A 13612-nucleotide genomic window follows, 5' to 3' on the forward strand; every position below is an offset into this window, starting at 1 on the left:
AGTGAAACGATGCATCGCCGATGGTAGTGTGGGGTTTCCCCATGTGAGAGTAGGTCATCGTCAAGATTCAAACCCAAAGCCCCTGTCTGCACTGCAGACAGGGGCTTTGTCTTTTCCGGGTACCAATACCGTTAGAACTGATAGCTGACCGTGGCGCTGACGTTGCGTTCTTCACCCATGTAGCAGTAGTTCAGGCTGGCACAGGAAGTGATGTAGCTTTCGTTGGTAAGGTTGTTGGCGTTAATGCGCACATCCACACCCTTGAGCCCCACCTTGCCCAGGTCATAGCCGATCGAGGCGTCGAACAACGTGTAGGAAGGCACCTTCATGCTGTTTTCCGCATCCACCCAGCTGTACCCCACATACCGCACGCCACCGCCCAACCGCAGGCCATCCAGGGGCCCCTGGTGGATGTTGTAGTCGGCCCACAGCGAGAACATCTGCTTCGGCGCCTGGGTTGGCGAATTGCCTTTGTTGTCCAGGTTGCCCGACACCAGGCTCGGCATCGCCTTGGCGTACTCGATGTCGGTAAAGGTATAGCCACCCAACAGCTTCAAGCTGTCGGTCAGTTGCACATGCGCCTCCAGCTCTAGCCCCTGGGAACGTACTTTACCTACAGGGCGATAGAAGTCTTCGTCAGGCTGCTTGGACGCCAGGTTCTCTTGCTCGATACGGAATACCGATGCGGTAAACAAGTTGTCGCTGCCTGGCGGCTGGTACTTGATGCCAGCCTCCCATTGCGTGCCCTCCGTCGGTGCCAGCGGACGGCCTTCCTGGTCGGACACGGTATTGGGATTGAACGACTCCGAGTAGCTGACATAGGGTGCAATGCCGTTCTCGAACAGGTAGAGCACCCCGGCCCGGGTAGTCATTTTGGAGCGCTGATCGCTGACCTTGGTATCGCTGTCGCGATTCTCTTCAGACACCTTCACCCAGTCCTGGCGCAGCCCCAAAGAAAAGCGCCACTGGTCCAGCTCTACCAAGTCCTGCAGGTACACGCCCGTTTGCTGCAACCGCCGCAGGTAGCGGTTCTCGCCCAGTACCTGAAGGTTGCCATTGCCATACTGCGGGCTTCCGGCATCCAACGGGTCGACCGTGCCATAACGCCAAGTGACGTCAGCCTTGCGCCGCTGGTAGTCTGTGCCCAACAGCAGGGTGTGTTTGGCAGCACCCGTGAAGAATTCCGCCTGCAGCATGTTGTCGATGATGTACGAATGCAGGCGCTCGTCGCCGCCGGTGTAGGCACGGTTGAGCATATTGCTGTCGGCGTCCGCCCAACCGGCCGAATACACCTGGTCCATGGATACGTCGGAATCCTGGTAGCGGAAGTTCTGCCGTGCGGTGAACACATCGTTGAAACGATGCTCGAACTGGTAGCTGAAGGACTGCTGTGTGCGCTCGTAGTTGTCGATGCCCGGCTCACCCTCGAAGAAGTGATCCGACAGGCGCAAGCCGTTGCGCTTGTGCAGCATGCCGTCTGCAGGGTTGCCGCCGTGGTAACCACCGTTAGGGTCATGCTGCAGATACGCTTGCAGTGTGAGCGACGTGTCTTCGGTGAAGTCGATGCTGATCGCCGGTGCAATGGCGTAGCGTTCTTCCTTGCTGTGGTCGAACTGTGTGTCGGAAGCATCCGCCAGGCCTGTCAGTCGATAAGCGATACGCTTGTCATCGTCCACAGGGCCGCTGAAATCAAAACCCGTCCCGCGCTGGCCCTGGGTACCAACCGTGGCCTGAACCTGATAGTAGGGGGTAAACAGTGGCTTCTTGGTGGTCAGGGCTACCAGGCCACCCGGTGAGCTTCGCCCGTACAGTACCGAAGACGGCCCCTTGAGAATGTCGATGCGCTCAAGGAAGTACGGGTCCACCTGCATGGTGCTGTAGGTGCCGTTGTCGCCCATGGACTTGAGCCCGTCGACATAGATGTTATCCACAGAGCCGTCGTTGAAGCCGCGCATGGCCACATAGTCGTAGCGGTGGGTCGCACCGTAAGGGTTAGTCAGTACTCCAGGCGTGTAGCGCATGACCTGGGCAACGGTCTGTGAGCCCTGATCGTCCATCTGCTGGCGGGTAACCACCGACACCGATTGGGAGGTCTCGACCAACGGCATGCTGGTCTTGGTCGCCACCTGGCTGTGGGTGGCGTTGTAGCCCTCCATGCTGCCCAGTGCATTGCCGAGGGTGAAGCTACGGATATCAGTGTCGGGCAATGACAGTGCGGCGCTCTGGCGCTGTGCCTGCAGCACATAGCTACGTCCGTCCTGGCTGACGGCCTCCAGGCCGCTGCCATTGAGCAGTTGGCGCAGGGCCTGATCGTTAGCGTACTGCCCCTGTAGGCCGTTGGACTGCAGGCCATCGGTAAGCTGAGGCGTACTCGACAGGGTAATGCCGGCCTGGCGAGCGAACTGATTGAGCACCTCAGCGAGCTGGCCGGACGGGATTGCGTAGTGATGACTCATTTGGGCCGTTTCAGCTGCTACGGAAAGCTGCGAAGCGGATGCCAGGCCCAAGGCGGTTCCAAACAGGGCAGCCCGGATGGCTTGGCGTAAGCGTACCGATTGCAGGGCAGGTCGAAGATCGCTTGGTTGGAACGTGTGCATTAACAACGGGTTGATAGACATGAAGGGTCCGTTGGAGGGTTGAGGGCAGAAGGGGTCGCTTACTGTCCTAGCCGGACCGGGATTCAAAACCCGCCAGAAATCGATAAGGCCTTATCAGGCCAAGCGCTCTACACGTACCCACCAGCGTGTACGTTGACGAAGCTTCACGGGCAGCGTTTGCGGCAGCAACTGCAGCAGTTGCTCCGGGTCTTCGAGACGGAACACCCCCGACAAGCGCAGATCGGCAACCTCGTCGCTACAGCCCAGATAACCATGACGATAACGGCGGACCTGCGCGAGGAAGTCGGCCAAGCGCATGTCCTGGGTCACGATCAGCCCTTCGGCCCATGCCATCGCATCCATGTCCATGTGTGCGAGCCGGTGCGCGCCTTGAGCATCCAGGCGCCAGTTCTGTCCGCTTTCGATCCACAGCAGCTGGCCATTGCCAGGTCGATGAATCGCGACTTTGCCGTGGCTGACGCTTACGCGCGTACAGTCGCTGTCCTGGTAGGCCACAAAGCGCCCTTCGAATCCTTCCAGCAGCGCGTCACGTGTTTGTACCAGCAAGGAATGCCGAGGGCCGCAGGTGATCATCATCTCCCCGTGCTTCAGGCGGACCAGACGCTGTTGGTCACTGAAGGCCAGGTCCACTGCACTGTGGGTATTGAGTTGCATCAATGAGCCATCGGGCAGCGTGAACGCGCGTCGTTCGCCCGTGCCGGTGGCATAGTCCGAGGCCCATGCACTGACGGCATCGATGTCTTTGGCCAGCCATGTTGCCGACCCCGCCATGACAACGCCGCCGAGTAGCTTCAGCGCCTGCCGCCTGTGCAGGCGTTGCTGGCTGGTTTCCAGGGTTTGCAACGCCAGCCCGGCACCGGGTATGGCACGCAAGTCGAGGTCTTGATGCAGATGTGTAAGCCGTTGCCAGGCTCGCTCGTGTTCGAGCCGAGCATTGCGCCATTGTGCGCATTCCAATTGTAGAGCCGGGTCATGCCCGCTTTCACGAAGCCGTAGCATCCACTGGATGGCCTGCTTGACCACTTTTGCATCAGGGCGTGCGGCGGCCATCGCTTCAGCACTCGTCTTCGTAGCGCAGCACGTAGCAGTGGTAGAGCGCATCGGCAATGTAGCGTTCTACCGTGCGGACGGAGATTCCCATCTGTTCGGCGATGGCCTGGTGCTTCAGCCCCTCGCATTGGGCCAGCAGGAATGCGCGTCGTACCTTGGGTTTGAGGCCGTCGAGCATGCGTGCAATGCGCTCGAGCAACTCCAGCAGCAGCGCGCGGGTTTCTGCAGAGGGAGCCTGCGCTTCCGGTACATGGGCCAGCGCCTCCAGGTAGGCCCTGTGCAGCTCCTCGCGGCGCCAGTGATCGATTACCAGTCCACGCGCGACTGTGCGCAAGAAGGCCCGGGGAGCATTCAGCTGCAACTGCTCACGGCGCTGCAGCAGGCGTACGAAGGTGTCATGGGCAAGGTCTGCGGCATCGGCGGCGTTGCCGAGCTTGCCGCGCAACCAGTTGTGCAACCAACCGTGGTGGTCACTATAGAGCGTTTGCACGCAGTCGTTGCTGGGCATGGAGGAGGGCGCCGGCATCAATGGACAAGAATGATAATTAGTCTCATTGTTGGCGGGGCAGGATCAATTTGCAACCCATCAGCTCGCGTCGCCCCCTCAAGCCGGCGACAGATTAACGCCCCAACTGTGTATCCAGGTAATTACGGATTACCCGCGCGCCACTATTGAGGTGCTGTTCCAGCACTGTTACCGCCTCATCGACCAGCTTGTCACTGGCCGCATCCACCAGTGCGTTGTGATCATCCTGGGTGAGTTTGCCCAAGCCCATGGAGGAAAGATGAAAACGCAGGAAGCGTTCTTCTTCGTTCAGTTCGTTCTCGATCAGGCGCAGCAGTTTTTTATTTGGCGCCTTGCTGTACAGCGACATGTGGAACAGGCGGTTCAGGCGGCCAATTTCGGCATGGCGGGTTTCGTTTTCCAGCAGTTGGATATACCCACGGGCGCTGGCGATGTCGCTGGCATCCAGCAGCGGGATGGACTGGCGCAGCGCCTCGCTCTCAAGCAGTACACGAAGGGCATAGGTGTCCACCGCATCCTCGCCGATCAACGGCGCAACCACCGCACCTTTGTGCATTTCCACTTTCAGCAGCGATTGTGCTTCCAGCTGGCGCAGGGCCTCGCGCACGGGCATGCGGCTGACGCCGAACAAGGTGGCGAGTTCTTGCTGGCGCACGGCAGTACCTGGTGGCAAGCGGCCATCGAGAATGGCGGTACGCAGGCGTTCTTCGATCACGCCACGGGCCTGGTGCGGCAACAGCTGCTCGCTGGCCAGCACATTGCTCAATTTGATTTTCTCGGCCACGCGACGTCTGCCTCAACGATGACTAAAGTTGGATCCAATGACACTAGTTACAGCCCATGGGGATTGTCAAACCTGTACCCGTGATGGAACGGGCGCCCCAAAAGCGCGGCTATGGTGGATGAAGTCGCCTGCCAAAGGAAGCGGCCTATATAAGGTTATAAACAGAAAGTGTAGGCGGGCTGACAAGCGGGTGCATGATTGCAGCGTGCCATTGTCTTTTACTGTGGCAAGCCCCACCATCGCTGCTTTCGACTGATCTGAACAGGGCTTCGCAGTGGCGATATCCTGGGTGCTCAAAACCGTTATGCGACGTGTCGGCTTTGCCGCGCTGCTGGGCAGTCTGCTGCTGGGCGGCTTGCACGCGGATTGGGATTTTTCCCAGATCAGCCGCAAGTCGCAGGCCCTGTATGGCCCCTTGGGGGCCGGGAAGGGGCGCATCGATGCCTGGCAGAACCTGATGGCTACCCAGAAGCAGGGGGCTGAGCTTGAGCGGCTGCAAGTGGTCAACCGCTTCTTCAACCAGCAATTGCGCTATGTCGAAGACATCGACCTCTGGCATGAGGTCGATTACTGGGCCACACCGGTGCAGGCCTTGATCAAGGGCGCCGGGGACTGCGAAGACTACGCCATCGCCAAATATTTCAGCCTGCGGCGCATGGGCATCCCCAGCGAAAAACTGCGCATCACCTACGTAAAGGCGTTGCGACAGAACCGGGCACATATGGTGCTGACCTATTATTCAAGCCCACAGGCCCAGCCTTTGGTGCTCGATAGCCTGATGGACGCCATCAAGCCGGCCAGCCAGCGTACCGACCTGTTGCCGGTATACGCCTTCAATGGCGAGGGGTTGTGGCTGACGGGCGCCGCGGGCAACAAGAAGGTCGGCGATACCAAGCGGCTGTCACGCTGGCAGGATTTGCTGAAAAAAATGCAGGCCGAAGGGTTCCCGGCCGAGCCTGTTTACTGAAGGAGCACAGATGTCACTGTTCAAACAATTGCTGTTGGCCATTTGCCTGTTCCTGGTGGTCGCCTTCAGTGGCAGTTTCATGGTCAGCCTGGAAAGCTCGCGCAGCCAGTACGTCAACCAGCTGCGCTCGCATGCCCAGGATGCCGCGACCGCATTGGCGCTGTCACTGACGCCTAATATCGACGACCCGGCGATGGTCGAGCTGATGGTCAGTTCGATCTTCGACAGTGGTTACTACTCCAGCATCAAGGTCGTCGACCTGGGTTCCAATGCCGTGCTGGTGGAGCGTCACGCCGAGCCGGACCCTGGCGGTGTACCCCGCTGGTTCGTGAACCTTATCGGCCTGGAGGCTGCCGGCGGGGACGCCATCGTCAGCCGTGGCTGGCAGCAGGCCGCGCGCGTGGAAGTAATCAGCCACCCGATGTTCGCCATTGCCAAGCTCTGGCAAAGCGCTCTGGGCAGCCTGGGCTGGCTGCTGCTGTGCGGTGCGGCCAGTGCCGTGCTCGGTGCCTTGCTGCTGCGCCGCCAGTTGCGGCCGCTGGACTACATGGTCGAGCAATCCCACGCCATTGCCCGTCGCGAATTCCTAAGCCTGCCCGAGTTGCCGCGTACACCGGAGTTGCGCCGCGTGGTGCAGGCAATGAACCAGATGGTCGAGAAGCTCAAGGCCCTGTTCACCGAGCAGGCCGAGCGCAGCGAGCGGCTGCGTGCCGAGTCGTACCAGGACAGTTTGACTGGCCTGTCCAACCGCCGCTATTTCGAGATGCAGTTGAACACCCGGGTGAGCAACCTGGAAGAAGCGCGCGCGGGTTACCTGCTGTTGCTGCGCGTTCAAGGCCTGGCGGGTTTGAACGCCCGCCTGGGTGGCCAGCGCACCGACCAGTTGCTGCAAGCTGTGGGTGAGCAGTTGCGCCGTACCTGTGCCAGTTTCCCGGAAACCAACGACCTGATTTCCCGCAGCCGTGGCGGCGAGTTTGCCGTGCTGGCGCCGGGCATGGTGCATGAGGAAGCGGTACACCTTGCCCAGGCGCTGGAAGCGACGCTGCAGAGCCTGCACGAGACCGGCGCCAGTGATATCGACCCGGTTGCCTGCATCGGCCTTGCGCCGTTCAGCCCCGGTGATGCACCACAGGCGTTGCTCAAGCTTGCCGACGAAGCCCTGGCCCGTGCCGAAAACCAGCCGACGCCAGGCTGGGTGTGCCTTGAACAAGGCGTGGCTGCTGTTGCGGCGGACAGCCAGCACGACTGGCATGAGCGGCTTGACCAAGCCTTTATCAACGGGCATTTCGAACTGTTCTTCCAGCCCGTGGTGGACTCCGGCACGGCACAAGGGGTGTTGCACCACAAAGTGATTTCGCGCTTGAAGGATGGTCAGGGCGAGGCGTTGCCCGCGGGCCGCTTCCTGCCCTGGCTGGAACGCTTTGGCTGGATGCCACGGCTGGATGTGCTGGTGCTGGAGAAAGTGCTGGCGCACTTGCGTGGGCATGACCAGGTGCTGGCGCTGAACCTGTCTGCCGCCACGCTGGCCGACCCCAAGGCCCTGCAGCGCGTCTTCGAGCTGCTGGGCCAGAATACGGCCATGGGGCCTCGGCTGGTGTTTGAAATTGGTGAGGAGCAGTTGCCTGAGCAGGCGGCCCTGGAACACCTGACCCGGCGCCTGCACGCGCTTGGCTTTGGTCTGGCGCTGCAGCGTTTCGGTGGCCGCTTCAGCATGATCGGCAACCTGGCGCACCTGGGCCTGGCGTACCTGAAAATCGATGGCAGCTATATCCGCAACATCGACCAAGAGCAGCACAAGCGTCTGTTTATCGAAGCGATCCAGCGCGCGGCACACAGCATCGACCTGCCTTTGATTGCCGAGCGGGTCGAGACGGAAGGGGAGCGGCGGGTGTTGAAGGATATGGGTGTAGGCGGGATTCAGGGGCAGCTGGTTGGCGAACCTGCGCCCTGGCGTTAACTGAACCCGATCCCCTGTAGGAGCGGCACAAGGCCGCTCCTACAAAGAGCCGCGCAGACTTGCTATCACCGCTCGCGCAGCGCTTCCGAACGCGCCTTCATGATCGGCTTGAGCAGGTAGCTCATGATGGTCTTCTTGCCGGTCATGATATCCACCGTGGCCACCATCCCCGGAATGATCAGCAGCGGTTTCTCGTCAGTCCCCAGGTGGCTGCGATCGGTGCGCAGCTTGATCAGGTAATACGTGGTCTTCTTGTCTTCATCGGTGATGGTGTCTGCACCGATCTGTTCCAGCTTGGCCTTGAGCCCGCCGTAGATGGTGTAGTCATAGGCCGTGAACTTCACCGTCGCTTCCTGGCCTGGGTGCAGGAAGGCGATGTCCTTGGGCAGGATTTTCGCTTCGATGACCAGCGTGTCGTCCAGTGGCACGATCTCGACGATGTCGCTGCCTGGCTGGATTACCCCGCCAATGGTGTTCACCAGCAGCTGCTTGACGATACCGCGCACCGGTGAAGTGACCATGGTACGGTGTACCCGGTCGTCCAGTGCCTTACTGGTGGCGGTCGCCTTGTTCAGCTCGGTGCGTGCCTCGTTCAGCTGGGTCAATGCTTCGCTGCGGAACTTGCCACGGGTCTCTTCGATCTTGCTCTGTACCTCGCGGATGGCGGCCTCGGCACGCGGGATGGCCAGTGCGGTGGAGTCAAGCTGGCCGCGGTTTTCAACTTCGGCACGGCGCAGGCGCAGCACTTCTACCTGGGAAATCGCACCGGTTGCCACCAGCGGTTCGGACATGCCGATTTCCTTGCGCAGCAGCTCAAGGCTGTTGGCGTACTGGGCGCGTTTGGAGCTGTATTCACGCAGTTCCTGCTGGCGCTGGACCAGTTGCTGCTGCAGGCCGCCAATTTCGTCCTGCAGTTGCTGGCGCCGGCTCTGGTATAGCGACTCTTCACTGGCTGCCTGGCTGGGTGCGGCTTTGCGCAGTGCTTCGTCGATCTTGAGCGGGCTGTCCTGAACTTCCGCACTCAGTCGTTCGACCCGCAGGGCCATGGCCAGGCGATCTGCCTCGGTTTCACCGACGTTGGACGCGAAACGGGTTTCGTCCAGGCGCAGCAGCGGCTGGCCCACTTCTACGATCTGCCCTTCCTTGGCGAAGATCTCGGCGACGATGCCGCCTTCCAGGTTCTGGATCTTCTGCACCTTGGAAGACGGGATAGCCTTGCCTTCGCCCCGCGTGACCTCATCGATGGGCGCAACGCTGGCCCATACGATCATGAACACGAAGAACAGGATCACGCCCCAGATGGTCAGCCGTACCACCCTTGGCGCATCCTCGATCAGGGCTTTGTTCACCTCTGGCAGCGGCTGGCCGCCCAGTGAGTCGGAGCCCTTGAAATAGCGCCTCAGGCCATCCTTGAATTGCCCCATATCCAGCTTATGCAACACTGATCTGCCCCTTCTTCAGCGCATCCATGACCGCGGCTTTCGGGCCGTCGGCGACTATCTGTCCGCGATCGATCACGATCAGTCGGTCCACCAGCGACAGCAGCGAGGCACGGTGCGTGACCAACAGCACCGTCTTGCCCTCCACCACGGCTTGCAGGCGCTGTTTCAGGCGTTCTTCGCCCGTGTTGTCCATGGCGCTGGTCGGCTCATCCAGCAGCAGGAGCTGCGGGTTGAGCAGCAGCGCACGCCCCAGGGCAACGTTCTGCCGCTGGCCGCCGGACAGGTTCTGCCCGCGCTCCCCCACTTGCAGCTCGTAGCCGTCCGGGTGCAGGCGGGCGAATTCATGCACGCCTGCCAGCTCGGCAGCTTGCAGGATCAGTTCGTCCTCGATGTAGCGGGCACCGCTGACCAGGTTGTCGCGCAGCGTGCCAGCCAGCAGCTGGATGTCCTGCGGTACATAGCCGATGTTGTGGCGCAGTTCGCTGACGTCGATCTGGCGAATGTCCACACCATCGACCAGCAGTGAGCCGCCATTGGCCTCGTACAGGCCAACGATGAGCTTGGCCAGCGAGCTCTTGCCCGAGCCGCTGCGGCCAATGATGCCGACCTTCTCACCGGGGCGGATGGTCAGGTTGATGTTCTTCAGGGCCAGGTTCTGCTGGTTGGGATAGGTAAAATCGACCCCGCGGAACTCGACGCTACCCTGCAGCACCTTGCGGCTCAGCGGGCGCTCTTCGAAGTTGCGCTCTTGCGGCAGCTCCATCATATGGTCGGTGGAAACCATGGTCACCTTGGCCTGCTGGTAGCGGGCGAGCAGCCCGTTCAGCTGGCCCAGTGGGCCGAGCGCGCGGCCGCTGAGCATGTAGCAGGCCACCAGGCCACCCATGCTCAGGTTGCCATCGATGATCAGGTACACGCCGACGCAGATCATCGCCACGCCTGCCAGTTGCTGGATCAGCAGGGTGATGTTCATCGCCAGGCTAGACAGCACCTTCACCCTCAGCTCCAGGCGGCTGAGCGTACCGAGGGTCTGCTCCCACATGTACTGGCGTTCGCTCTCGGCGTTGTTGACCTTCACCGCATCCAGGCCGGCCAGGGTCTCGATCAGGCTGGACTGGCGCTCCGAGGCCAGGGCCATGGTCCGTTCCATGGTCGCCATCAGCGGCCGCTGCAGGGCGTAGCCGATGCCCAGGGCCAGTGGGAAGGCGATGACCGGGATCCATACAAGGTGCCCGCCAATGATGGCGATGACGACCAGGATCAGAATGGTGAAAGGCAGGTCGATCAGGCTGGTAAGCGTCAGCGACGCGAGGAAGTCGCGCAGGCCCTGGAACTCGTGAATGTTCTGGGCAAAGCTGCCCACCCGTGCCGGCCGGTACTTCATCGACATGCCGACGATGCGTTCGAACAGCGTTGCTGAAATGATCAGGTCGGTTTTCTTGCCGGCAAGGTCCAGGCACAGGCCGCGTAGGCCTTTTAGGATCAGGTCGAAAATGTAGGCGCCGGCTATGCCGACGGCCAGCACCCAAAGTGTCGACGTAGCCTGGTTAGGTACCACGCGGTCATACACGTTCATCACGAACAACGGCGCGGCCAAGGCAATCAGGTTGATCACCAGGCTGGCGGCGATGGCATCGATATAAAGCCACTTGCTGCGCAGCAGTGTGTCGCGGAACCACGACTTCGCCCGTGGGATCAGGTTGCCGTGGTTGACGTCGAACTTGTGTTGCGGTTGGGCAAAGAACACCCGGCCGCTGTAGTCGCTTTGCAGGGCTTCGCGGCTGACATGCACCTCACCACCGTCGCTCTCGCTGAGCAGCAGGCGTGCGGTATCTTCATTTTCCCAGCCCAGCAGGACGGCGCTGCGGCCTTCCTTGAGCAGCAACATGGCCGGCATGGCGATGCTCGGGATCTGCTCCAGCTTGCGTTGCAGCAGCCGCCCTTGCAGACCCGCCCGGGCGGCGGCGCGGGGCAGCAGCTCGGGGCTCAGACGCTGGGCGGGCAGCGGCAGGCCCGTGGTCAGCATGACCCGGCTGGCGGGTTTCTGGTGCAAGACACACAGGCTCAGCAGACTATCCAGCAAGGGATCGTCATGCTGACTGCGTGGATCGTGGCTGAGTTGGACTCGACTGACTTCAGATTCCACGCGGCGCTCTCTTCATCCTTGTGGTGGGTGGGGTGGGTGTGCCGCCATTCAGGTCTATCGGCTCACCCTGACGTTCAATGGTGCTGCAAAAAAGCTGGCCAATGGTCGCCTTGAATCGATACTGAGTAAACAATTCTACGTCGATATTGCTACTGCATAGGCGCTGCCATGCAGTGACTGTTTCATTTCTGATCCTGTTGGGGGTCCGTTTCATGTGCAGCATAGCCTGCCACCCAGACAACGCCGTTTGGGTGAGTGATCGGCTCGCGGGCTTGTCAGTAAACAGGCGCTAATTTGTTGACGTTTAAAAGCGGGCAGATCATTAAAATTCATCGCGCGAAGTGTGTTTGCTCGTTGAACCGTGGTTCTGTAATCACCGATGGTTTGCCATCATTCTCATGCCAGTATTCGCGTGCGGGTTCGCTATCTGTTTGATCTGCGGTAAATCGTTGTTGGTGGCCGCGATCAGTAGCAGGCTTGGTTGGCAAGGGCATGAGTGCGGCCCTGATTCTGCCTGGGTTTCAAACCTTTTTCCGGGCGACTTCAGGCAAGGTTTGTGCTTGTAAACGCGCACGTGCCTGGGGCAACGAAAGTGACCAGAATGTTGACGCCAACGACCTTGACGGTGGCCGATGGACGGTGCTTCTAAAGTGTGTAATGGCGTCTGCCCGTATGTGGAAAAGGCTACTGAACTTAACGGCCAGCGCATTTTTGATGATGTACGACATTGGTCCTCGGCAAACGGTTGGCTAAGGTACAAATATCAATGTGACATTACATTGCCGATTGTTTAGGATGGCCTGTATAAGGTCAATACTTTGGCAGTATTACGGTTTCAAAAAGTTATAGACGGAATGTTGACGCAAGAAAGCGTCAAGAGATCATCGACATAAGTTCCGCCTGAAGTGGCTTGCAGTGCCGCTCTGGCAGGGAAGTACCCATCGGGTCACACGGAGAGTCCAATGAGCAGCGTTGTAGCCATCGTCAAAAGCATTGTCGGCCAGGTTATTGCGGTATCCCCAGAGGGCATTCGTCGTGTGCTCATCGAGGGGGACCGCCTGTTGGCAGGTGAGGAAGTGCTCACTGGCCCGGGCGGGGCAGTGACTCTGGAGCTGGCCGATGGCCGTCTGCTTGACTTGGGCCGTGACAGCCAGTGGAGCGCCGATACGCCTGACAGCAGCATCGACCTGAGCCAGGCGACCGCACAGGCCGCGCCGTCGGTGGAAGAACTGCAGCAGGCGATCGCTGCGGGTGTCGACCCGACTACCGAGCTTGAAGCTACCGCAGCCGGTCCGTCGGCCGCAGGCGGTGGTGGCGCGCTGGGTGGTGGTCACAGCTTCGTGATGCTCGAAGAAACGGCGGGCCGGGTCGACCCCACCGTTGGATTCCCCACTGAAGGGCTGGGCTTTGCAGCCACGCTGGACAGTGAAGAAGTCGGCCTGCTGGGTGACACCAACAACAACCTGGTGACCACGCCGACGACGGACACCAACGTTGCTACCGACCTGATCCTTGGCGCCACTCCTTCCATCAGCGAAGCGGGTGGCGTAATTGTTTATACCGCCACGGTTGGACAGGCACCGACTACCAACCTGGTCATTACCCTGTCCAATGGCGCCGTGATCGTCATTCCGGCCGGGCAGACCAGCGGTAGTGTCAATGTCGTGGTCCCGGCGAACGATACACCGTATATCGACGGTGGGCAGATCTCGGCAACTGTCACCGGTGCAACCGGTGGCGGCGGTTTGACGGTGACATTGCCGCAAACGCCGGCGGTTACCCAAGTGACCGATACCATCGATACGACGACTGCGACACTGACTGCTTCGCCAAGCGTTACTGAAGGCGGCGTCATCACTTACACCGTGACCCTGAGCAACCCTGCCCAGACTCCGGTGACCGTGACCCTGTCCAACGGCCAGACCATTACCGTTGAGGCCGGCAAGACCCAGGGCAGTGTCGACTTCCAGACCCCGGCGAACGACGTCTACAACAACGGCTCGACCGTCAGCGTTACCATCGAAAACGCCACTGGCGGCAACTTCGAGCAGCTGACGCCGAACCCGACCCCGGCTCAAACCACGATCAATGACTCGGTCGACACCACCACCGCGACCCTGAC

Annotated in this window: 9 protein-coding genes; 3 read left to right on the forward strand and 6 right to left on the reverse strand. The window is 60.5% G+C overall.

Going from position 1 to position 13612, the window contains the following annotated elements; genetic code table 11:
• Positions 1–131: 131 nt before the first annotated feature.
• The 4 genes from B9A31_RS26705 to B9A31_RS26720 all read right to left on the reverse strand — a co-directional run bounded on the left by B9A31_RS26705 (position 132) and on the right by B9A31_RS26720 (position 4978).
• A complete protein-coding gene (locus B9A31_RS26705) occupies positions 132–2597 on the reverse strand; it encodes a TonB-dependent siderophore receptor (protein ID WP_084297563.1) in 2466 nt (821 codons plus the stop codon).
• 114 nt (positions 2598–2711) lie between these two features.
• Entirely contained in the window at positions 2712–3668 is a 957-nt protein-coding gene (locus B9A31_RS26710; RefSeq protein WP_025755047.1) for a FecR domain-containing protein, read from the reverse strand.
• Positions 3669–3672: 4 nt separating this feature from the next.
• Positions 3673–4176 (reverse strand): sigma-70 family RNA polymerase sigma factor, encoded by a 504-nt coding sequence (locus B9A31_RS26715; protein WP_019096315.1) that lies wholly within the window; start codon positions 4174–4176, stop codon positions 3673–3675.
• 112 nt (positions 4177–4288) lie between these two features.
• The gene (locus tag B9A31_RS26720) at positions 4289–4978 is read right to left on the reverse strand and encodes a GntR family transcriptional regulator (RefSeq protein WP_019096314.1); all 690 of its coding nucleotides are present in this window, start codon (positions 4976–4978) and stop codon (positions 4289–4291) included.
• A gap of 304 nt (positions 4979–5282) precedes the next feature.
• Between B9A31_RS26720 and lapG the strand changes: the two genes are divergently transcribed.
• Both lapG and lapD read left to right on the forward strand, forming a co-directional pair.
• Entirely contained in the window at positions 5283–5945 is a 663-nt protein-coding gene (gene lapG, locus B9A31_RS26725) for a cysteine protease LapG (RefSeq protein ID WP_221212589.1), read from the forward strand.
• 10 nt (positions 5946–5955) lie between these two features.
• Positions 5956–7902 carry a cyclic di-GMP receptor LapD gene (lapD, locus tag B9A31_RS26730; RefSeq protein WP_025755046.1) on the forward strand — a complete coding sequence of 649 codons (1947 nt, stop codon included), beginning with the start codon at positions 5956–5958 and terminating at the stop codon, positions 7900–7902.
• Between the two features lie 65 nt (positions 7903–7967).
• Here lapD and B9A31_RS26735 read toward each other — a convergent pair whose 3' ends face one another.
• Both B9A31_RS26735 and B9A31_RS26740 read right to left on the reverse strand, forming a co-directional pair.
• Positions 7968–9326: an HlyD family type I secretion periplasmic adaptor subunit gene (locus B9A31_RS26735; RefSeq protein ID WP_027609934.1), complete on the reverse strand. Its 1359-nt coding sequence runs from the start codon at positions 9324–9326 to the stop codon at positions 7968–7970.
• A gap of 7 nt (positions 9327–9333) precedes the next feature.
• Positions 9334–11490 (reverse strand): type I secretion system permease/ATPase, encoded by a 2157-nt coding sequence (locus B9A31_RS26740; RefSeq protein ID WP_016714386.1) that lies wholly within the window; start codon positions 11488–11490, stop codon positions 9334–9336.
• Between the two features lie 962 nt (positions 11491–12452).
• On the opposite strand from B9A31_RS26740, the gene B9A31_RS26745 reads away from it, so the two are divergent.
• The coding region (locus tag B9A31_RS26745; protein WP_084297562.1) for a retention module-containing protein at positions 12453–13612 on the forward strand (1160 nt) is incomplete at its 3' end.

It is taken from the genome of Pseudomonas sp. URIL14HWK12:I5 (assembly GCF_900176445.1).
GTDB lineage: Bacteria > Pseudomonadota > Gammaproteobacteria > Pseudomonadales > Pseudomonadaceae > Aquipseudomonas > Aquipseudomonas monteilii.